This window comes from Xanthomonas vesicatoria ATCC 35937, assembly GCF_001908725.1.
In the GTDB taxonomy this organism is placed as follows: Bacteria; Pseudomonadota; Gammaproteobacteria; order Xanthomonadales; family Xanthomonadaceae; genus Xanthomonas; species Xanthomonas vesicatoria.
The window spans coordinates 4,255,097-4,276,664 of the sequence record NZ_CP018725.1 but is presented as its reverse complement, the minus strand read 5'-3'; the positions used below and the strand labels follow the sequence as shown (position 1 = coordinate 4,276,664).

Here is a 21,568-nt window from a genome sequence, read left to right as displayed (position 1 = left end):
GCCTCAGTGAAGGATGACCGGGCCGTTCTTCAAGGCCTGTGCGATGGTTTGCTTGGCGTCCAGCAGCCAGGCCTCGATGTCTTCGTCAGTCTTGATGGTGCGGCTGGGCAGCTTGACGAACTGCGCCTTGGGCTCCATCAACTCGGCGGCAGCCACCAGCACCGCGTCGAAGCGCGAGTCGATAGCGGCTACGCGGTCGGCAAACGACGACAGCGACAAGCGATCGACCGTGGCCAGCACTTCGTCGGTATTGGCCACTTGCACCTTGGGCGCGTCGGTGAGGGTCAGTTTCTGGGCGACCAGAAGGCTGTTGCGCTGCTCGGGCTCCAGCTGCTTCCAGTTGGTATCGGCGTCCAGGCGCGCCATTCCGTTCTTGTGGCGGGTCTGGTAGTCGGTGTGCAGCCGGTTCAGTTCGTCGCGCAGCAACTGAGTGAGGCTGGCCACCAGCGGCGTGACGGGATCAGGCTCCTCCAACAACTGGCGCTGCTGCTCCAGGTGCGTGACCTGTGCCACCAAGACCTCAGCCCCCGACACCCCATCGGCCTGGGCCAGCAGGCGCTTGAGCGTGTTCCAGGCGGGCATGCGCTTGTCGATGCGCTCGGCCAGATCCGTCCAGGTGTGAATGGCGGCGCTGAGTTCGTCGCGCTGGTTGTACAGGGCCAGCAGCTGCTCGTTGCCTGCCGTCAGGCGGATTTCTTCCAGTGTGGTGGTCACGGGGCGTGCCGGACGTGGGGCCTCGCCCCCGGCGCGGTTGGCCAGTTCTTGCGCGCTGACCAGGAACTGCGGCACGTAGGCCAGCTCTTCGCCTTGCTTGGCGATGAGGCCGACCTTCTGCAGCACCTTGCGGATCTGGATGCGCTGCGCCGCTGACACTGTGGCCGACTCGACCTTGAACATGGTCTTGCCGATAACCTTGCGTTCCAGGTCCTTCGGGTCGATGGTCTGACCCTTTTCGTCCTGGGCGCGGATCAGCCCTGCCACCAGCAGCACCTGCAAGCCGCCGTCCACCGCGTCACCCGGCCAGCCGTAGGTTGCACCCTCGAAGTTCTTGCGGATGTCGATGCCTTTCTTGCCACCGGCAATGAAGGCCAGGATGGCTTTGCAGACCGGATTCTTGGCGGGCTCGCCGTCGTCGCCCACGCTCTTGAGGGCATCTGGCGCACCCTTCTGCGCCTTCTCGTAGACCTTGGGCCAACCGGCGTGGTCGGCGATGTTGAACTGCGGGTAGAGCCGCTGCAGCGCGTTGGTGGCAGCCTCCAGCGTCATGTCCTGCAGGTCGGTCCCCAGGATCTCGTTGCCACCGCCTTGGAAGACGCGGGCGCCCGAGAAGGCCTCTTGCAGCAGCTCGCGGATCTTGCCTTCAGCGGTCTGCTTGGTGGTCTCCATGGCCGAGCGGGCCTCGGTGCCCTCGGCGGTGTTGGGTACGCCGCGCTTGTCCAGCGTGGCGCTGGCGGCCTTGAAGTCGATCAGGTAGTGGCGCAGATCATCGGCCGAGCGCTTGGGGATGAACACGAACACGGTGGGCGACTGGTTGCCCGCCTGGCGCGCATCGGCCCGCACCGAGTTCTCATCAATGCTCCAGCCATCGCGCACCCATACGCAGACCTTCTCGGCGGCGTCGCCCGGCAATTGGGCATCGAACACCGGGAAGATATCGCGCGTGACCTTAGACGTGCCTTGGGTCAGCGACAGTTTGCGCACCATCTCGCCGAAGCGGCGGCGGATGCGATCGTCGCGCTCCGCGTCTACCCGGTGGGCTTCGTTGGCCAGGCTGTTGCGCTGGCTGAGGAACTCGTCGTTCCAGGCGGCGCTTTCTTCTGTCTGGATGCGGTACTCGTCACCGACCGTCATCAGCAGCTCGCACTTATCGAGCACGCTCGGGAGCTTGCTGCGCAGCGCGCTGGAGCCTTGGGTGAGGTCTTCCACCAACAAATCGGCCAGGGTGTCGACGGTGGCGCGAATGCCTATTTCGTTGTTGCTGCTGGCCAGCTTGTTGATCAGAAACACTAAACCACAGGCGCGGCCCATCAGGCGCTGGTCATCGGTGCCTTTGACCCAGACCATGGTCTTCTCATGCACCTTGCGCGGCAGGATGCGCGACTGCAGCAGCTTGTCGGCCGCATCGAAGTACAGGTAGTCCGCTGGCACCACGCTGCCGACCGGTGCATCCACATTGGTCTGGATGACCTTGTGGATCATCGAGAGCTGGTTGCGCAACTGACTGTCGGTGCCGGTCTGGTCCAGCACACGCAGGGTGTTTTCCCAAAAGCGACGGCGCACCGGCAGGATGGGATAGTCCTGCGGGAAGAATTGAATGTCGTCGGCGCGGTGGCCGATGGTGGTGCCGGCTAGGTGGCGTGAGATTTCGCCCAGGTTGGTCTGCATCACTTTTTCGACCGGTGCCTTGGCCTCGGGCTTCTTGGCCAGGATGACCTGACGGATCACGGCATCGACGTCAGCGTCGGACAGCTCCACACGCACAGTGAAGCGGCCCTCAAGCTTCTTGAGGTTGGAGGTGCCGGTGACGGCTGTTTGGCCGGTGCCGATGAACAGCATCTTGGCGCCGATGTTTTTGCAGCAGGCCTCGACCACTTCCTGCACATCAATGGAGCGCTGGCTGTCTTCACCGATGTACTGCTGCACCTCGTCGAGCACTACCAGGGTCAGCGGGAATTTGCCGTCGCGGGTCAGCGCCTGGCGAATGGCCTTGAGCATGTCGCCGCTGGAGACATCCTGCACATAGGGGTACAGGTTGTTCAGGGTCTCGACGCAGGACGCTGGCGACGTGAACAGGTTGGGCTTGGCCTTGACCAGGGCTTCGTGCAGGCCCTCCGCCACGTAGAAGTTGTCCAGCTCTTCGTTCCAGTCGAAGCCGCTCTTCTCTACATGGCCCCGCACGGCGTCGTAGATGCCTTCATGCTGGAGCCACATGACAAAGCGCGCCACCGGGTATTGCTCCGGCAGGCCGACGGACTTGAAGAGGATGCCCAGCAGGGCCATGCGAACGGACTTGTCGCGCGAACTGGAACCCAGCGTGCCAGACGCCGCATGCAGACCGCCGTGGCGCTTCGCCTGGGTACTGAGTTCCTTGAACTGGTCGCTCACGCCTTGTGGCAGGTTCGCGATGCCCCGCGCGGTGGCGTTGTCGTCAAAGGCGCTGTCGACCCAGAGCGCACGCAGCATCTTGACCAGGTGCGACTTGCCCGAGCCGTAGAAGCCGCTGACCCACACGGCAGGCTGCTCGGCCTGCTCGATGTTTTTCAGGTAGACGTCGAGGATGTGTTCCAGACCCTTTTCGTACTGGCCATCGCAGACGAAGGTTTCAAGCTCGTACCGCAGGACGGACAGTGCCTGATTGGTTTTTTCGTCGTTGACGCTGGCCACACCCTCGTTAACCAGCTTTCGGGTCGACGGGTCCTTTTGATAAATGTCGCGATTGAGCATTTGCTTCCCCTTGTTCAAAATTCTTTGTCCGCGGTAATTGGTATGGCTAGGTAGTTCCAGCCGTCGTACCCATCCAGTAAGCGGTAGTTATTTTCCTCGTAGCTGCCGGGGAAGAAGACCAGCAGGCGGCCCTTCACCTTGGGAGCGAGCTTGTCCACGACTTCCTTGACCTTCAAGAAACCAAACAGCGAACCGACGCCCTGGAGTGCCACGACGAAGTGGTCGCTGACATTTTTTTCTTGTAGAAAGGCATCGAACTCGGTCTCGATGTAGCCCAGGTACTTGGGCAACAGCGTCGTAAGAAGATTGGGCCTCTGAAAATAGCTCTTGGCGTAGCGCTGGGATGCAAGCCAGTTCGGGAAAGAGTCGGTCAGGTCGAACTCAGCCCAGTCATGACCCGCCGCGCGAGTCGCGATCTCGAACTCATCGACCTTCGCACGCAAGCGCAGCTCTTCCGTTTCGTGGTACACGCAGAAAATGACGCGCTGGGCAGCGGCGGCGTCTTTACGCCATGGCACAGAGACGTATTTGCTGTATGACTGAGTCAGTCGTTTAATTCGGCTCACGTAACCACTCCTGTTCCTGCGCAGTGATCAGATTAGGGAAAAGCACTTCGACCACTTGGCCGACGCGCTTGAGCGAGATCCAGCTCCGGCGCGAGGCGTCCTCGGCCAACTCGATCGTTCGTTCGAAGGAGCACTCGAGCATCTTCGTATAGTCGCTCTTGAACAGCGACTCGCCACGCAGACCGCTCACGTAGCCAAGCAGAAGTGCCACGGATACCGCGCCTGGCGTCGCCACTGCACGAGCTCGCACCTTGCGGACGCGACCAGACAGGTGACCTGATTGGGTCCAGGACGAGTTGATGTTCTGTGCGGTGGACTTAAGCGTGGCTTTGCTGAAGCGCCCAGGCTCCTGCGCATCGATGAACTCTTCCATCAACTCACGAGTGATGGTTGCTCCTTCCTGGAACCCCAGAACGAAGGGTGCGGTAGCTCGGAACATGGGATCACGGGTAGAGGCGCACAAGGCGGCCGACAGCGGCTGCCCATCTACATCCCGCTGCCAGAAGAAACGCAGAGCGCGGAACACCAACAAACTGGGATCGAGCGCGTAGAGGTCAGCCAGGTGTCGAAATGTCAGCGTCCGCGTCTTGCCGGAGCGTTTGCCCAGGCAGTTGGCGGTGTGAACGGCTTCCAGATAGTCGACCCTGGGCGCGTCCGCCTTGTGCACAAATGACAGCAGGGTACGTAGCTCGACGAGCATCATCGTCCGGGCGGTATGGACACCGCCGCGTTCGTAACTGAACCCCAGGCGCTCCAGCCTGTTGTTGTGATTGTTCTCTACGGCCACGTTAAGAGTATTCCTGTAGTTCAGCCGGCATCGGCTTAGCCCCATCGGGGGATCGGTAACCCGGCGCCAGCCCCACGTTGCGCACACCGTAAATGGCAAGGTGATCCTTCAACCAAAGCCGGAACTCACGCCCACGCAAAGAGTGATCCGGTGAGCAGTCGACACTCCATCTCCGGAGGGTGTACCCGGCTGTGGCGGCGCGTAACTTCATGTGCAGCACCCCGTTGCACATGCCGTAGTCCATTTCAGTGATCTCTGGTCGGGGCTGATCTGGGTGGGGAACCAGCTCAAGCTCCACGATCCGCGTCCACTGAATGTCCTGATCGCTTGTCTCGTGGGGTGCCACTGGCTGGCCTTTGAGCACCGCGGGACGCCTGATCCGTGTGATAACGAAATCCCGGAACTCATTGGACTTCCTGTCAAAGGCGCGGACATGCCAGCGGAGGCCGTTGTCGATCAGCGCGAACGGAATGATCTCTCGCTTGGTGCGACCACCTGAAATGGAGTGGTACTCAATGTCAAGCGGGCATTCCTGGTGGATCGCACGGGTCACGCTTGCAAGGACGTCCAGATCGGGAAGCGTCAGCCAGGACGGGCTTTCGCTCGCTACCCATGCTTTGAACCCCATTGGCTCGCCATCCCCGAAGCCCTGCGTCAGCCACGACAGCGCGCGCTCCGATGGGAACTCGAAGACCGGCTGAAAACTTGGGCCAATGACGTAGGACTTGCCCTTGGCGTCATATTCGAGGTTGCCGGACGCCAGCTCTTTGTACAGTGCCAGATCTCTGGATGCAGCTGCCGACTGGATACCAAACCGCGTGACCAAATCCTGGCGGCGTATCTCCCCGATGAAGCGCACACGCAACTCCACAAACGCGAGCCGGTCGCGTTGTGGCTGGGTTAGATCTGTAAGCTGTTCGTTCGACATCCCGCTCACTTGTTGGGTTGGCAATGACTTTCCAAGTTCTCGTGTGCCCAAGTGCTACTCCGCTCCTTGCAACCATCCTCGCAATGTTCGCACAAGCGTCGCATTTTGATAACCACTAGCGTGAAGGCAGCGCCGGGTGCAAATTCAGCCGCCCAAAGACGATCAGTCACTTTCGCTTCCTGAAGGTGGGCTGCGGAAGCTGGCTGCACCACAGCCCCCAAGGGTCTGGACCCACCGGAAGACAAAAAAGAAGAATGGTGACCGTCCCTCCACTTGGACGCTAAAGCGTCCAAGTGGAGGGACGCACTAGTACCTCGCAATGGCCACCTGACCACCGCTGATTCCGCAAGTAAGGCGTTCGCCTAAGGGCGGGCGGCCGCGTATCGGCGATCAGCAAGCCCTCAACGGCATCGTCTATGTCTTGCGCACGGGCATCCCGTGGAAGGACCTTCTCATGGAACGTGACTATGGCAGCGGCATGACCTGCTGGTGCAGGTTGCGTGATTGGTAAGAGGCGGGTGTTTGGCACCGCTTGCATCAAGTGTTGATGGCCGAGCTAAGACGGGCCGAGAAGCTGGATCTGAGCCGAGTAAGCCTGGACGCTACTAGTGTGGCCTCCCCGTGGGGCGCCTACACCGGACCAAAACGCGACAGATCGCTGCAAACCGGGCAGCAAACAGCATCGGATCGTCGATCGCAACGGCGTGCCTTTGGCGGTGTGCGTCACCTGCGCCAATCGGCACGACTCGGTGGTGTTTGAAGAGTTGCTTGATACCTTGCCTGCCATCGGCAGAAAACCAGAGCGTCCGCGAGGCTGGCCGAACGAGCTGCATGCCGACAAAGACGACGAAATCGAACGGTGTCGCAGCTGTCTCAAACGGCGCGGTATAACCTCGCGGATCGCACGCAAGGGGATCGAGGGCAACGACGATTGGGTCGTCTTCGCTGGGTCGTTGAGCGCACCCATGCCTGGTTTGCAGGCATGGGCAAACTGCACACCCGTTTTGAACGCCGCATCTATATCCACTAGCACTGCTCTCACTCGCTTGCTCCAGCGTCTGCCTACGGCTCCTTCCTGGGTTTTGTTGACGACTCTTGAGGGTTTCAGATTTTTTTGAATCGCCGCAGCGCGAGACGAATGCGACTAGATCGATAGGCCAAGCGCATCAGAAGGCCTCGCCTCTTTGCCACCCAGATCGCCTGAAAATTCTCACTGGGTCCAGCGTGCCCAGTTGAAATACTCCCGCCAAGTCAAGGGCTGCCGCATGACCTGCAGCACAGACACCGATGTAAAGCACGCCGGCTCATCGGCACGCCCGTTGCTCCTCCAGCGAAATGCCGACGCGCTCGGGAGACCACGCCATCACCCTAGCCCACTTCGGAAGCGCCCCCTAAGGAAGGTCTGAATAACGAGGCCTGAGAGTGCGGGATGTCGCGTCGGTCCGGAGAGTCGCGTTTGGATCTTCGGATCTTCCGCCATTTCTGGCGCTTTCCTTGGGAATTCCCCGGGTTACAGGCGCACGCTCCCCATAGCAGGCAGTAACTGCTTTCGCTTCATCCACAGATTGGAGAGCGCAAACAAGGTCAGCACGTGTGCGGTGTTCTTGGCCAGGCCGCGATAGCGGACCTTGGTGTAACCGAATTGCCGCTTGATCACCCGGAATGGATGCTCCACCTTCGCGCGCACGCTGGCCTTGAAGTGTTCCCAACGCTGTTCCCGATCACGCTCGCGTTTGTTGCCGATGGCTTGCAGCGTCGAACGCTTGGCGGCAATGAAAAATGCAGCCTTGCAGTTTTGCAGTTCTTCGCGTTTGTCCCCGCCACCGAGCTGGGCAAACCTCCGCAAGATCGGGATCTCGTGCAACGCTTCTTCCATCGCCGGATCGCTTAACGCATACCACTGCTGCAGCAAATGAATCCGCAACATCGTCGCCAGTGCGTATGGCTGTCGACCAGGGCGCCCCGACACCGGATAGTGCGGTTCGATCAGACCGAGCAAGTGCTGCCACGGAACCACCTGCTCCATCTCGGCCAGAAAGATCTCGCGCAGGGTCTGCTTGCGCTTGCCCAGGCCTTCAGCATCACCGAACGTCAGTTGCATGGATCACTCCTCAACATGAGGCGGGTAGTGTCGCGTATCTGTGGTGCGTTGTTCAGAGGTTCCCTAAAGGGCAGGAGGCATGCCGGCAAGCTGCGGCCCAGGCCACGACACTGGACTGTTATGCCATCCGGCCGACCACGACTGGGCAGGCTGGGAACCTGGACCTAGTGCCGGCTCCGCTACGACGGTCCGGCGCCAGCGCGGAAACGCCATCAATTGGGCCGGGTTGGGCCGGCAAGTTGGTTCCTCGGCAGGGGATCCACCAATGGATCCGCGCTTGGCAGCAAGCGCCAGGCAAATGCCTGGGTCCAGGGGTCAATTTCCCCACCCCTTTTTCCCGTGATCGCGGTTTTCCGGTCCTTATACATCTCCCCAGAAAACGCGCATCGTTCCGGCAGGCAGGCAAGGGGCCTGTCGCTGCACCGAGATCGCGTTATGAACCTTCGCTACAACCGTTCGACCCATACGAACCATTCGCAAAATACAGAAACGGGGGGCGTCGTGCCCCCGCCTACGCGCTCCAAGCGGGTCATCCGCAAGAAGGACCTGGCAAAGAAGCTCTCGTGCTCCGAGAGCACCATCGATAACCGCCTGAATCCGTCGAGCCGCTGGTATGACGAAACGTTCCCTCGACCCGTTCCCTTGGGTGCTGGCGGCTCGCGCAGTTCCGCTAAGGGTTGGATCGAATACGTCGTGGACGAGTGGCTGGAAAGCCGCATCTAAATTCCCCGCCACACGTAACGACCTCACTAAGTCGACGCAGCAACTCAGCACACAAAGACCCAAAGGAGCTGAGGTTTTTTAGTTTCTAAAAACGGAGAATCAGGCCATCGATCGCGCCTGAATTCCGGTTTATATCCTATTGAATTAGTGAATTAAATTAGATTAACTAATTAATTTAATATTCAATCAATCAGCACATGACAGCGAGGAATTCACATGAACGAGATCGATAAGTCCAACTCGTACAACCAGGTAACTAACTTTGACAGTGAACTGCCTAAAGAGCAGATGACCGACCGTCTCATCACTCCCCAGCCCAAGGGCACCCAGATGCGTCCGGCAGAGCAGAACCACCACCTCTTCGTACGTAAGACCAGTCAACGCTACGGATACACCTGGATCGGGCAAGAGTACGACTTCATCTGTTGGCTTATCCGAGCGGAGAAGCTGGTTAATGCCATCGTCCAGCATGACGACCAGCCCATTGAAGTTGCGTACGATCGAAGGGGACAGCCCCGCCATCAGCTGACCAAGACCGGCAAAGCGTTCTTTAACGTCTGCAAAGGCTACAACCAAGACCGTGCGGAGTACTACAAGCACCACCGCTTCAATCCTCCACTGACCGTCATCCTGAATGTCATCGACCAATGGTCGTCTGAGCTCCTTAACCACACGAACCGCAACGGCGACGCACTGATGAGTGAGCCACGAACGCGTGAGATTGTCGAGCGCGCGGTTGCCTCCATCCGCGCGTCATGTCGGAACCAGGCATACAAGGACCAAGTCGACAATTACAAACGCAACGAAGAAAAGAACATCGCCAGCTGCTGCGATTATCTGGCAGCCCAGTTCCAGCGGCGTTCGCAACTGCTGATTCTACGGCTCGACCTCTACTTCCGGCCGGCGTTCAAGGGCTGGGGCTATACCCGTGAAGCGGACGGGCACTACGCAAGGCTCCTGCGCGGCCTGCGGGAGAATCGAATCGTTCCCGACGTCCTGGGCTACATCAGCAAGCGTGAGGACGGGATTGATCGGGGCATCCATTTCCACGTCCTCGTCATTCTGGACGGGCACAAGCATCGTGACGCTGCCAATTTGACCCGCATGATCGGAGAAGACTGGGTCCGGCGCTGTGGCCATGGAGATTACAAGGATGGGGTGGATGTCGGCGAGACGGGCAAAAAGGATAAGGCGAGCTACTTCAACTGCTACACCCGGCTGGATCAGTACCGCTTCAACTGCCTGGGTCTGATCCATCCAACAGATGCAGACAAGCTGCGCGGCTTGCGTCTGGCAATCGAGTACATGTGCAAGGAAACTACGCAACTAAAACCCAGCCCACCTAAGTCCCACGAAGGTAACCAGGACCCCGACATCGCGAGCAGGAAGGGAATCCGCAACCTGCGCAAGGGCATCATGCCGAAGGGTCACAGCGGCCGTGGGGCGCCACGGAGCAGCGGCCTTGATACTTCAGCCGTTGATCGAGAGTTGCTGAAGAAGTGATCTCAAATCTAGCTTTCAGACTAAGGGCCGGCTTGCCGGCCCTTAGTCTTGATACGCCCCGGGAAGTGAGCCGTGATACGCCCGGTGTTTCCTGGACACCTTAATGCCATGGAAAATGGCAGATTCGGAGGTTTCCATGAGCAGCAAGCGGTATACGGCGGAGTTCAAGGCGAAGGCTGCACCTGCAGCCACTTGCTCCCATGAAACACGTACAAGGCGTCCTCTTCCGTTGACGGACAGCAGTCCGGATCATCCGGCCCTTGTACAAGCAGCTTCACATGCACCGTGCCGTCTTCCACGCTCGCATTCTGAACAGCAACTCCGAAGCCGGAAACGGACGTGGTGCCGGCCAGCTGCAGTTGGCCGGTTTCCTCGCGCTGGAAAGCCGCTAGGTAGCTACCAGCTCCGTTGCCACCGCCACCACCTTCCAGGGTGTACAAGGCCACCACTTCTGGCTTGCCATCTCCGGTCAGATCGCCCTCCACTAGTTTCCGTGCCTCCGTGTACTCGGTAGCTCCGTCGGCCTTCTTCGCCTCCTGGGCGATGGCTGCGTTGATGACCTCAGCGTCCGGCGTGATCTGGACAGCTTCCTGCGAAGGCGCTTTCTCTGCCTCGGCTTTTACGCCCTTGGCGGCATCGCACTGGATAGCTTCGGCCTCTACTCGCTTGGTACCCGCCGGAACCTTACAGCCAGCCAGATTGAGCTCGCCGGCTTTCGTTACCTCATCTGCTTTGCCACACCCCGTTACGGCTAGCGCGGCTAGCAGGATCGTTGCGGACCGGTAAATCTGCTTCATCTTCATTTCCTTATCGCTTCCTGCACTGTTGTGCGGCATTGGCCAATTGATCGATGAAGTCCGGAGGCGGAGAACCCTCGGACTGAATTGCAACAATTCCTTCTTCCCCGTAATGCGCCTGCAGCTTGTCGAAAGCGCATTCGCAGACAGCCTCGTTCCCTCCACTGCTGGCGCAGCTTCCAATGAATTCGCTGCGTGCCTTGTCCGCCTTGCTGCCGCATGCTCCAAGCATTAGCAACGCCGCCAGAGCGGCCGCAATCTTCGCGACATCTCGTGCCATGACTAAGCCCTCCTTTGCACAAGGACCAGCACGCCGCCGATGACGACAAGCCAAATCAACCCGCTGAGAAGCCCCCCGAACGACGGGAACGCAATTGCTGGCCAGACCAGCGCGCGGCCGAGGTTGTAGGCAAAGCCTTTGTAAGCGTATTGCCCCCAATTGGCGAAACAGATTGCAGCAACTACGAATGAGGCTCCGTAGAGCCCAATCAGATATTTCATTTCTTTCCCCTGTTGTTGTGATGGTTAATGGCCTTGCTGCAGATAGCGGCTTACGGCCTTGAAGAGCGCCTTCAAGTCGCCTTTGTTAGGCATGTTCAGCTCGGCGAAGCGCTCGCCATTGATGTAGACGTACTTCCCTTCTGTCGTGATCGCCGACAGGACTCCAAGCAGGCGAATCTCCACTGCTTGGAACACGGCTTTGCATCTGATCTGTGCTTCAGTGATCAGGACACCTTCGCGTGCACCGCCAAAGAGCGTGTCGTCGATCAGCACAACCACGTCCGGTGGTTGCAGTCCTTGCCCATAGGACTCCAGTGCGCCGGCAAGTTTTTTATGAGGGATACGCGGGGCGACGAAGATCCGCTCAAGCGGTTCACCGTTCAGCGCCAGGCCGTCCAGCGCCTGCACCAACGTCAGTGCATACGACTGTCCCGGCTCGGGCGCGCGGGTGGCGTCTGCTGGGCGTGCTGGGCGCGCTGACTTATTTCGCACTTCTTCATCCACGCGCGCACGACTGACCGGATCCCGAAGTGCCGCGTAGGCCTGGTTGACCTCCTGCATCTTCGAGGTCGCCCAGTTCAGCGTTTCCGCGTCCGCGTTTGCGTAGCGGTCCGGGTGGTACTGGCTACGTCGTCCTTTGTAGGCGAGCTCGATTTCCTCACCCCCAGCGCTTGGACGAATGCCCAAGATTTCGTATGGATCCATGCCTGCCTTGCTGTCCTTCCTGTCGTTTCCGTCGCATGCCGGACGCGCAAGCCCCTCCTGACTTGCAGCGGCCCGCCCTCTATCTGGAAGATAGAGTCTGCCACACCGATAGAGCCTTCGTCATGATTCCGGACATCTTCGTTTCACGATTCCCCTGTGCCCGAGTCCTCCCCCCGAGCGCTTTTCGCTGCCCGCCTAGCTCAGGCCAGGCAGTTGCGCGGTTTGAGCCAGCGCGCGCTGGGGGATCGCATGGGCCTCGGTAAGGAGAAAGGGTCTTCACGGATCAACCGGTACGAACACCAGGTCACAGCCATTGGTTTCGACAACCTGAACACGCTGGCTCAGGTCCTGGATGTCCCGGTTGCTTACCTACTTGCAGACGACGCATCCATGGCAGATGCAATCCTTGCCCTCTCTCAAGCAGATGAGGCTCAACGCAAAGTTCTGACCAAGCTGATTCCAGCTGTGCTCCAAGACCCGAGCATGCTTTCGAAGTTGGTAGAACTGCTGCAGGCACCCAATGGAAGCGACACAGGGGAGTAAACGCACTTGGCCTCATGCGCCTGGCTTTCATCCAGCCCAATCAGTCGCACCTAGATGCCCGGCCCAACGGGACCGGGCGACCCGCCATTGCTTTCAGGGAACTTACGCTTACACCCATCCCCGGGTAGCCATCGAAACCGCCTGGTGGGCCGTGACCACGAAATGGTCCAGCAGCCGGATTTCCACCAGCTGCAAAACGGTCTTCAACTGGACCGTGACAGCTCGGTCGGCTGCTGAAGGCTCAGTGTGGCCACTCGGGTGGTTGTGAGCCACGATGACTGCCGCGGCGTTCAAGGCCAACGCGCGCTGGACGACGATGCGCGGATGCACCTCCGCGCCCTCCACAGACCCGGAGAACAAGCGCTCTACCCCGATGAGCCGGTGCTGGTTATCGAGGAAAGCAACCTCGAAGTGCTCCCGTATCTCACCGCCCAACCGCAGCCGGAAGAACGCCCCGCACTTGGAGACGTCACCTAGTCGTGGCCCTGGTTCGCTGGCTCGCTGTTCGAGGATGCGTAGGGCGCGCGCGACGATCTTGTCATCCCGTGCGCGGATGACTTCCTGTGACGGTGCAGGCCCGCCATCAGACGGCGCACATGTGCGTGTCCCGACCTGCATCACGCCACCATCCCCATCACTTCCTCCCACGCGCGCTGCTTGATCTTGGCTCCCTGCCCAAACCAGGCCGCATCCCGGCGATGGTCGTCACTTCGAGCACGTCGATGATGATCAACGTGCTCTGTGATGGCGTTGAGCAGACCCCAAGCCGTTGCTCGGCTGGAAGCAAGCTTGGATCCTCGCCCATCGCCGTCATACAGCGCGCGCACTTTAGCTACTGCCTGTTCGTTGACCACCTGCGCCGCATTGGGAGTGGCGTAGGTCAACACACGGCGCAGCAGAGCATCAGCAGCGTCTGGGTCTACTGGGGATTCGCACAGTGCTTTCATTCGGTCTACGAAACCGCCCCAGGCTGAAACCGTAATGCCGAGCTGGCGCTTCACGCGGTCCGGGTCGAAGTGGCTTCGGTGCGGCACCTTGATGGCGCCACCACTGTCTCCCAAGGCAACCGCCAGGGTGTTGTTGCAGACCACCCTAATGGAGGTGAACTGAGCTGTCGTGGCCAGTGTCCCATCACAGGCGGTCGCCAGTAGAAGATAGCCGTCCACTCTGTCCCTCCCCCTAAGCACAATGCTCTGACCTGTCCTGGCCAGCGCCCAGAACTTGCGCCCCTCTCGCAGGACGCCGGCCGTCTCTAGCTCGAATCCGTTGTTCGCCGTCAGGTCCCGGTAGAACTCCAGGATCTCCCCTGGCTGGACGACTTGGAAGCGCTTCGAAACCACTGCCAGAGGCGCTTTGGTATCAGAGCGATAGAGAACCTTGTTCCCAGGAAACGCATTGATGGCTCCAATGTTCTGACTGCCAGTGATGTATCGAACCTCGGACTCCTCGATCTTCCAATCCATCCCAGCCTGTTGCTTCCATGTCTCGATAGGTTGCTGTCGAGCGAGCTGATTACCCAGCCCGTGCCAGGGCTGTTGGCCAACATAGGCCATTGATTCAAGCAAGTGCATTGTCGATTCCCAGTAGTTGAAGACATAAACGCACAAGGCCCGGACGAGCCGGGCCTTGTGAGGGATAACGTTGGTTGTGCTGATCAGTGATCGAAGAAATCGCTGCAGTTGGGGCAAGTTGCCGCCACCGTGCATTTGACGATGCCCGCCATGACGGCGGTGGCCACAACCATGATGCAGTAGATCAATTCGACCTTACTCTTCATCATTACGTGCATCCTAAGCTGGCGCTGCAATGCGGAGCGCCGGACGCGAAACGGGGAGTATCCCGCCTCACATAGGTAATATGGGTTTCAAATAATTTTTAGTGGCAGCAGGTGAACGGTGGCCGTCAGCGGACATCGCTTACGCCTAGGGCTCCTATCGAATGGAACCGGAACGAGAAGGACTAGGACAACCACCAAAAACGTTGACGCTCCACTGATCAAATGCGGTCTAAAGGCATCACTGCGCAGCCGATGTTGTGCGCAAGTTGACCGCTCTGTACTGCCTCTGGTTGCCATAACGCGGCCCGTTCTTCTCTAACGTGGCGCAAAGCCTGCCTTCGCCACAGGGCGCCAGGTCTGCGCGAGCAACCCGCTCCCAATAGTCGATAGAGGTGCGGAGCTGCACCAGCTCGCTCCGCTTCTCGTTGATGATGCCCACCGAGTAAGCCACCGCCCCCAGGCCCAAAACGCCCGCCACGAGCATCGTGGCGGATGCAATGCCCGCGCGCCGCGTGATCCGCGTCTCCAAGGATTGCTGGGCCTGCGCGTAACGTCGAGTGGCTTGCTGCAACGTCTCGTCCGCATGGGCCATCTCTTTGTTGAACCGCTTGGCGGCCGGTTCCAGCGTCTGCGTCAACGCCTGATTGGTCAGCTGCGTCAGCCTCGGCAATGCGTTGTCCAATACCCGATTGACCTTGGCATCGGCGCTGCTGGCCGCGTGCTGGAGCACCTGGAGTTGCTCGGCGACCACCTCGCGCAGCCGTTGTTCGCGCTGCTGCATGGATGCCACCAGCGTCGTCAGCACTTTGACCGTCTCCTGCAGCGAGGCGTTCGACGCGTTCAACGTCGCCATCATTTCCGCCATTGCGGCAGCGTCTTGCCTGTCCATGAGGTCTCCTAAACGTGGCTGGTCATGGAAGAGATTCTGACTAACCACCGCCCCCTCCACCACCGCCTCCTCCCCCACCGCCGTCACCACCTCCCCCGCCGTCCCCTTGGGGACCGCTCTGCATCGGCCCCTTGGCGAACTCCGGCAAGGTCATCACCATCACCGGCCCGCGGCTGGTGTTGATCTCCGCTGAGACATCCATTCCCAACGCCTGGCGTGTAGCGACGTGCTCCTGGGCCTCCTGCTGGGCCTGCGCTTCCAGGAACTCGTTGCCTCTTTTGATCAGTGCCTGCGTCGCTGCGCTGTTGGCCACCCGATTTAAGGCCTGCTCGATCGCCAGCTCGTTCTTGCTGTCGAGCGCGTAGAGGACCTCGTCCACGTCCGGGTCACCCGTGATGGATTTCCGCTCAGCTTTCAACGAGTCGTTTGGCGCATCCCCTCCCCCTGGACCGGTGGAGCGCTGAGCTAGAGGTGGAAAGGCATCGGTTTGCTCAGCAGCTTCACTGGGCGAGCGGCGACTTGGTTGGTGTGCGCTGAATGCATCAATGCTTCCACTTTCCTGGTCTCGCGCGCCGTCGCGAACGAAGGGATAGGGTTCTCCGCGCTCGCGATACTCCCTCCATTCCTTGTGGAAGCGTTCATCTTCCCGATCCGCCGCCTCAATCTCCTGCTGCAGTTGACGCAACGAGCGCATGGTCTCTTCCAAGAACAGGGCTCCGCCCGGATCTGCGACGTTGCGTTCCTGCGCCGGGGTCGATTGGGCCAGCTGGCTTTCCGCGCCTGCTGGCTCCGTGGGAAAGCGATTCTCTACGCTATCTGCCAGCGATTGCCCGTATGTTTGCGCGAGAGTTGTTGGGGCCAGCAAAGCCGCCCCATGCTTAGCGAGCGAAACATCTGAGGCACGGGGCTGCTCTGTCTCCTCATGTCGCGCAGAAGTGGAAGACCCCGCGGACTGCGATGCAATCATCGGTTCTTCTGAAGCAGACGTTGTTGGGGTCATGACGCGAACCCGCTCCGCACCCTGCTCACGCGCCACGTCTTGCTGACGGACCGACGCTTGCTCCATCTCTCCTTGCTGCGGTTGCGCCTGGTGATGCAGTGCTGGCGGCACCACATTGGCCTCTGCGCTTTGCGGAAGGTGGCTGCGAGATTCTGAACTCTCGGATGAAGCCACTTGAAGACGCGTGGCGGCGCGATTCTCCACCGCCTGCATTTCCAGCGCGCGCTCCACTCCTTGTGCTTGTCCCGGCTGCGCATCGCCTGGACCGGGCGTTTGCTTCAGTGGGTCAGGTGTGTTGTGAGCCAGGTAGTCGCCCGCCTGTCGGTTCTGGACCTCTGGCTGCTGACGCGCATCCTCCTGCTGTAACTCAGCACGCGTCGTTTGTTGAGCCAGCGCGGCATCTGGAGCACGCGTCTGAGTGTCCGGTTGCTGCGAGGCTTGCTGGCGTTGGTCCTGCTGCTGCGCTTTCCGAGACTGACCTTCCTGAACCTCAACTCGTTGGGCCTCTTGAGCCTGGCGGTCTTGCTGTTCCCGCTGCCGGTTGTCCTCGGCTTGGCGTTCCTGCGCCTGACGTTGCTGGGCATCCCTTCCCTCACGCTCCTGGAGCTGGCGCTGTTGGCTGGTTTGCGTTTGGCGCTCCTGCACCTGGCGCTCTTCCTGTTCGCGTTGCTGCTCCGCTTGGCGTTGACCTTCCAGCATCGCGTGCGCCTGGATGGCCTGCTCGCTCGGCGACTGATCTTCGCGCTCTGGCTGTGCCTGCTGGAGGTGCTCGCGCACCAGTGCGGCATGCTGCTCCTGTGCAAGGCGATCTTGCTGTTCGCGCTCTTGCCGCGCCTGTGCCGCAACAGATGCCTGCATGCGCGCCTGAATGTCGAGCACCTGATGCGGATTGGAAGAGTCAGACGTAGAGCTGTCTGTCTCCCCCGTCACTTCGGGTGCCCGTGCAAGGGTTGGCGACTCTCGTCGACTACCTTGCGCCTCACTCAACGCCTGCCGGATGTCGTCGCTGCTGGTGACAGCTACCACGCGAGTGACCCCATCGCTGCCGCGCTGGAGGTGTGCGATGGGGCTGTCATAGCCGTATTGCCCGGACTCGTTGCGCTGCAACTGCTGCATCGTCGGCCCGGTGATGCCGTTGGCGTCCATGGTTCGCTGCGAAGCCAGCGCCACGGCCTGCTGGGTCTGCGGGTTGACGTTCAAATCAACGCCGGCAGCCCGGTAGCGGTGCAGCAGCTCGTTCTGCTCCATCTGCGCCGCCGTAGGCGCGGGAAGCGCCTCAATCGCCGCCAGGGTTTCCTGAGCGCGCTCCAGCGAGGCCTGGCGCATCTGGTTGGTGAGCTCCAGCTCCGCCGCCAGGTTGCCGGTCGCCAGCCCTTCCTTTCCAAGCCACTGCCCAGCCTCGTTGCGCTGGTAGGCCAGACCATCGTGGCCTTGAACCCGGTCCGGCTTGGCCTGGGCAGCTTGCACCGCCGCCGGCACTTCCACTCCATAGTCGCCGGCGCGCTGCGCGGCGTGGTTTTCTAGGTAAGCGGCGGCAATGGCTTCGCGCCCCGTGGCGATGTTGCTCTCGATGCGTGCCAACGCCTCCTGGTTGAGTTGCTGCACGCGTTCCGGGGGCGCGAGTTGGAGGGCGTAGCTGCCAATCTCATCGGTGCCGGACGCGGTGGACCTGACCTGGCGCTCCCAAGTCTGACGCTCGGGATTGCGCTCCCAATTCGGGTTGTCCAATCCCACTTGGTCGCTTGCCCGTGCGGGGAGGTTGAACGGGTTCTGGGGCTGCGGTGCTTTGCCCAACGCCAGCTCCACCGCCTTCGCGTTGGCCAGGGCACCCAGCTCCTGCGATTTCTCATAGCTTGCAACCACGGGCTGCTCGCCCGACGTGCGGCGGCCATCCTGGGCGAGGTCAATGGCGGCTTCGCGCTGGAAGTTGCGACCGTTGAAATTCCACTCCACGTCCTCTTTGTCGGTCTGGTGGTAGATGGCGCGGTTGTCCAGCAAATCGGCGCCTTTGTCGAACGCCTTGCTCATCAACAGCGCGTCGCCCACCACCAACGCCGCAGGCACGAAGCCGCTGCCACCAATCGCGGCGGCGGTGGACGCGCCACCGGCCCAGCCGCCGACATTGCGCGCCAAAGCATGGGTGACCTCGGACTGCGCGGCAATGGCATTGCCTTGTTCCAGCAACTCGGCCGAGCGGCGTGCTGTCAAAACCGCATCTGCGCCAGTCGCCAGCAAGCCACCCGAACGCACCAGGGTTCTGGCCGAGGCATTGCCGAGCAACACTTCCATGGACGCGGCACCGCTTTGACCGCGAGGAACTCGCAAAGGTCTGGCGGCTTCCTCGCCCAAGGTGTTCTCCACTACAGCCACGCCACCGGGTGACATGGTCAAGCGGCCATTGTGGTAAGCGTCGGCGATGGCCTGGGATAGCCCATGGCGCTGGAGATCGAGGTTGCCGCCAGCCAGCAGCGGCTGTCCAGCGCTGTGAAAGTGCTGCAACGTGGAAACGATACGGCCTTCGTTGTGTGTCACTCCGCCCCATTGGCGTGCATTGGCACTGGCCTGAGCGTGTGCATCCAGCTGCGTTGCGTTCTGGGCCGCGTAGCTGTCCGGGCCACCGAAGAATGCCCGAGTGAGAGCTCGAGTTTGGTCTATCGTTTGCCCCAGCGCTTTGTTGGTGCGCAAGTCGCCATTGATGAGCGCAACCTGCACGGTGTCGCTCAATCGTTGGACCTTAAGCGCGACTCGATCTAAGGCATCAGGATCCGGCTTTTGGAGCAATATCGCCTGCCCATCTTTCGTAGATGCCAAATCTTCAAGGGCATCTTTCATACCAAGAGAATATTCCTTGATATGGCGTCCTGTATGTGGCGTAACCCCAATGGCACGGGCAAGGGCTTTGTCGTTTGGCAAATTAATCAGATTAGTGGCCGCATCCTTATTTAACCGGCCGTTGTCGACAAGCACCTGTAATAAAGGATCAATCTCAAACGACTTCTGATCGACACCGTGATGCTGCTGAAAGAGGGGCTTGCCTGCCATGATCTAGGGTCCGTCCTTGTCAGCTGATGGATCAGATATCCGACGCGTCAATGAAAGAGATGCCGCTGAGTTCTGCCTCGCCAGGTATTCCGGCTTCGTGAACAGCGTCCTTAAACGTCCGGTCACAGAACACAGATGGATTAAACGGCAACCGGAACACATGCGACTGCCCCAAGACTTCATTTCGGAAGGCAAGGCTGGCTCCGCCCCCAAACGAATAGAACTTCCCACGCACATAATCGTCATTGACCTTAATCTTAAGCCTCGACAATCTTTCATCCAAAGCATCCATCTCTCGAACAACGTCGCATAAGAAACGACGCGGGCCCTTGATGCCATCGGCCAAACGGTAGTCCACCTCAGTGAATGCGAAGGCATTTGGATCGACCGAGCACATGACGTCATGGAGTTGCTCAGACACCAACCAATAGCCGCCGAAGCCTGGCTCCAGATCACGAGGCTCGGGACCTGCACTGGGGTCATAGGTCATCTGCGGTTGTTCGAGCATCGAGGGGAACCCGCCTTCTTGCGGACGCAGGATCACACACGGTGGCGAAAGCAGCTGGCGGAGATTGTTGAACTTAACTCCGCAGCGCGGCCTGTTGCTCTCCATGTCCGACACGAACATATAGAAGGCACCCGGCGTTGGCTGATTAGGTCTTGTTGATTGCATACGTTTCGCCTCATCTTTGATGCAGTGATCTCAACTTCCGTCAACAGCTTAACTCCTCCACCTTCCCGCAACAGGTCGCGGAGCATCAGGCAACTGCCCACCTTGCCGCAAGGCCGACGTTCTGCAGGCCACCGATGGTCCGTTAGCCCAGCAACCTTGATGCCCAAAAGACCGAAGTCTCACTGCAGGCGCTCGGTGCCCCTCCGATCGGCTTGGCTCAGTTACAGATTGCCCCAAGCCTGCGTTGGTTAGAAACGGTTGGACATCCCTTCCTTATGAGTATTTCAGCTCAGCAGTTCCGACGGGAAGACCGCATCGTGAACTGCAAGCGCGTGGAGCGTTGTTCCGCGAGCAGCGGTTGCAGCCCGGCGCCTCAAGCGCAAAAAGGTAACGGTTGCGAGCTTCAGCCGCTGCTGCGGCCAACCAGGCGTGGTCGCATATAGGTGGCTCAAACAAACGAGCCTCACGGGAATGCCTGGGCGATTCATGGATAAGTTTAAGTTGACTTGGGTGTCCGTTACCCATCTCTCGACCCGATATCATCATCGATCGCTGCGGATGTGCCTAAATTCGCTCTTGTGCTTGTTTCGCTTGTACTTTTCACCTGTGATGAAGTAAACCAACGACTGCACCTGGTCGCTGTCTTCCCGGTCAAAAAAGCCAAGCCCAACCAAGAGATCCACCAACTTCTCTCGATCGTCCCCAAGTGCTGGTTCCTTTCTACCACTCCAACGACAGGCGGCGTAAAGGAGTTTTCTGAGAGTTGGATTGATGAAACCCTGATCGAGGAATTTGTCAGCAGGAATCTCTACGGTCTCCTCGGGAGAGTCAATCTCCCCAAGGCCGGCGGACGAATATCTGTAATTCGGGTTTGCAAGCATCGCCGCAAACTCATGCCGCCCGTCGTTGAAAGGTTTGGGATTTTTTTTGTAACCGGCATTCAACTCTCGAAATTCTGCTGCAAGCAATGGCACATCGATCTCGCTGCGTGTCTTGTCTCGATTTCGACTGGCTCTGCGGAGGATCTCGTAGACTAGTGGCGACGAGTCTTTCAGCCCATAAGGATCATCCGGTACATGTTCACAGCCTGCCAGAGACACGTCCTTAGCAGGCAACCTACTTTTCAAAGCATCACCGAGTGCCAGTGCATCAACAAAAACATCCTTGAAACTGACACCGTGAAGAATGTACGAATACTGGCTTCTGATGCGATTCAATACCTTCACGACCGTAGGAGCACCAGAGGCGACATCAAATTCCGTTGGCACCTTGTCGGCGATGGCCCCCTCAGTGGGCAGGAGACCACCTAGAAAACCCTTCCGATACTTAAAATTGATTGAAGGAATGCCATCGTGGGTCGACGCGGACTCCAGACCTCCCGCGTTGAATTGGCGCAAAACGACGGGGGGATACTCAAGAAGCTCGCGCAACTGAGGTGTATCGAGCTGCATGTAACGTATCTGGTCCTGATTGCCATGAGGTCGTGCATGGCCTTGGGTGGATTGCCGGTTTCCCCAAAGCTGGTACCCAGGAGGAAAAGGGTCAGTGGGGATAAGGCTGATCCGGAATCCCTTCGGAACCTTTACATA

The 21,568-nt window shown here is 59.7% G+C and carries 19 protein-coding genes and 1 pseudogene; 4 read left to right on the top strand and 16 right to left on the bottom strand.

The window, feature by feature from the left end:
• Nucleotides 1-3 precede the first annotated feature (3 nt).
• From brxC to BJD12_RS18730, 4 genes are read right to left on the bottom strand one after another with little or no spacing between them, the layout of a single operon-like run.
• On the bottom strand, nucleotides 4-3,444 hold the full coding sequence (gene brxC, locus BJD12_RS18745) for a BREX system P-loop protein BrxC (protein ID WP_042828568.1): 3,441 nt from the start codon (nucleotides 3,442-3,444) through the stop codon (nucleotides 4-6).
• Between the two features lie 14 nt (nucleotides 3,445-3,458).
• Complete coding sequence (locus BJD12_RS18740) at nucleotides 3,459-4,010, bottom strand: BREX protein BrxB domain-containing protein (RefSeq protein WP_042828569.1); 552 nt, start codon at nucleotides 4,008-4,010, stop codon at nucleotides 3,459-3,461.
• Nucleotides 3,997-4,797, bottom strand: coding sequence for a hypothetical protein (locus BJD12_RS18735; protein ID WP_005996551.1), 801 nt, complete (start codon nucleotides 4,795-4,797; stop codon nucleotides 3,997-3,999). The genes BJD12_RS18740 and BJD12_RS18735 overlap by 14 nt, the downstream gene beginning before the upstream one ends.
• Nucleotide 4,798: 1 nt before the next feature.
• Nucleotides 4,799-5,725 carry a helix-turn-helix transcriptional regulator gene (locus BJD12_RS18730; protein ID WP_005996554.1) on the bottom strand — a complete coding sequence of 309 codons (927 nt, stop codon included), beginning with the start codon at nucleotides 5,723-5,725 and terminating at the stop codon, nucleotides 4,799-4,801.
• Nucleotides 5,726-6,062: 337 nt separating this feature from the next.
• Here BJD12_RS18730 and BJD12_RS23890 point away from each other — a divergent pair.
• Nucleotides 6,063-6,814, top strand: a pseudogene (locus BJD12_RS23890) (IS5 family transposase).
• A 421-nt stretch (nucleotides 6,815-7,235) separates the two neighbouring features.
• Here BJD12_RS23890 and BJD12_RS18715 read toward each other — a convergent pair.
• Entirely contained in the window at nucleotides 7,236-7,826 is a 591-nt protein-coding gene (locus BJD12_RS18715; protein ID WP_005996556.1) for an IS5/IS1182 family transposase, read from the bottom strand.
• 435 nt (nucleotides 7,827-8,261) lie between these two features.
• Between BJD12_RS18715 and BJD12_RS18710 the strand changes: the two genes are divergently transcribed.
• Together BJD12_RS18710 and BJD12_RS18705 are read left to right on the top strand one after the other, a co-directional pair.
• A complete protein-coding gene (locus BJD12_RS18710) occupies nucleotides 8,262-8,549 on the top strand; it encodes a helix-turn-helix transcriptional regulator (protein WP_005996558.1) in 288 nt (95 codons plus the stop codon).
• A gap of 216 nt (nucleotides 8,550-8,765) precedes the next feature.
• A complete protein-coding gene (locus BJD12_RS18705; protein ID WP_005996560.1) occupies nucleotides 8,766-10,052 on the top strand; it encodes a YagK/YfjJ domain-containing protein in 1,287 nt (428 codons plus the stop codon).
• 164 nt (nucleotides 10,053-10,216) lie between these two features.
• Here the strand turns inward: BJD12_RS18705 and BJD12_RS18700 are convergent, their stop codons facing one another.
• The 4 genes from BJD12_RS18700 to BJD12_RS18685 are packed head-to-tail and all read right to left on the bottom strand — an operon-like array spanning nucleotide 10,217 to nucleotide 12,055.
• Nucleotides 10,217-10,855 carry a hypothetical protein gene (locus tag BJD12_RS18700; RefSeq protein ID WP_005996562.1) on the bottom strand — a complete coding sequence of 213 codons (639 nt, stop codon included), beginning with the start codon at nucleotides 10,853-10,855 and terminating at the stop codon, nucleotides 10,217-10,219.
• A 4-nt stretch (nucleotides 10,856-10,859) separates the two neighbouring features.
• On the bottom strand, nucleotides 10,860-11,129 hold the full coding sequence (locus BJD12_RS18695) for a hypothetical protein (RefSeq protein ID WP_005996564.1): 270 nt from the start codon (nucleotides 11,127-11,129) through the stop codon (nucleotides 10,860-10,862).
• A 2-nt stretch (nucleotides 11,130-11,131) separates the two neighbouring features.
• A complete protein-coding gene (locus BJD12_RS18690; protein ID WP_005996566.1) occupies nucleotides 11,132-11,350 on the bottom strand; it encodes a hypothetical protein in 219 nt (72 codons plus the stop codon).
• A 24-nt stretch (nucleotides 11,351-11,374) separates the two neighbouring features.
• Entirely contained in the window at nucleotides 11,375-12,055 is a 681-nt protein-coding gene (locus BJD12_RS18685) for a J domain-containing protein (RefSeq protein WP_005996567.1), read from the bottom strand.
• 156 nt (nucleotides 12,056-12,211) lie between these two features.
• Between BJD12_RS18685 and BJD12_RS18680 the strand changes: the two genes are divergently transcribed.
• Nucleotides 12,212-12,598, top strand: a complete 387-nt coding sequence (locus BJD12_RS18680) for a helix-turn-helix domain-containing protein (RefSeq protein WP_005996569.1) — start codon at nucleotides 12,212-12,214, stop codon at nucleotides 12,596-12,598.
• Between the two features lie 108 nt (nucleotides 12,599-12,706).
• On the opposite strand, the gene BJD12_RS25260 is transcribed toward BJD12_RS18680, so the two are convergent.
• From BJD12_RS25260 to BJD12_RS18650, 7 genes are all read right to left on the bottom strand, one after another.
• Entirely contained in the window at nucleotides 12,707-13,216 is a 510-nt protein-coding gene (locus BJD12_RS25260) for a JAB domain-containing protein (RefSeq protein ID WP_005996572.1), read from the bottom strand.
• Entirely contained in the window at nucleotides 13,216-14,169 is a 954-nt protein-coding gene (locus tag BJD12_RS18670; protein ID WP_005996574.1) for a DUF932 domain-containing protein, read from the bottom strand. The genes BJD12_RS25260 and BJD12_RS18670 overlap by 1 nt, the downstream gene beginning before the upstream one ends.
• A gap of 83 nt (nucleotides 14,170-14,252) precedes the next feature.
• Nucleotides 14,253-14,378 (bottom strand): hypothetical protein, encoded by a 126-nt coding sequence (locus tag BJD12_RS25125; RefSeq protein ID WP_255171906.1) that lies wholly within the window; start codon nucleotides 14,376-14,378, stop codon nucleotides 14,253-14,255.
• A 235-nt stretch (nucleotides 14,379-14,613) separates the two neighbouring features.
• Nucleotides 14,614-15,264 carry a hypothetical protein gene (locus BJD12_RS18665; RefSeq protein ID WP_064509796.1) on the bottom strand — a complete coding sequence of 217 codons (651 nt, stop codon included), beginning with the start codon at nucleotides 15,262-15,264 and terminating at the stop codon, nucleotides 14,614-14,616.
• Nucleotides 15,265-15,304: 40 nt separating this feature from the next.
• Nucleotides 15,305-19,306 carry an AHH domain-containing protein gene (locus BJD12_RS18660; protein WP_074059443.1) on the bottom strand — a complete coding sequence of 1,334 codons (4,002 nt, stop codon included), beginning with the start codon at nucleotides 19,304-19,306 and terminating at the stop codon, nucleotides 15,305-15,307.
• Nucleotides 19,307-19,337: 31 nt separating this feature from the next.
• Nucleotides 19,338-19,934 (bottom strand): DUF1629 domain-containing protein, encoded by a 597-nt coding sequence (locus tag BJD12_RS18655; protein ID WP_005990057.1) that lies wholly within the window; start codon nucleotides 19,932-19,934, stop codon nucleotides 19,338-19,340.
• A 587-nt stretch (nucleotides 19,935-20,521) separates the two neighbouring features.
• Complete coding sequence (locus tag BJD12_RS18650; protein WP_005990059.1) at nucleotides 20,522-21,430, bottom strand: hypothetical protein; 909 nt, start codon at nucleotides 21,428-21,430, stop codon at nucleotides 20,522-20,524.
• Between the last annotated feature and the right edge of the window lie 138 nt (nucleotides 21,431-21,568).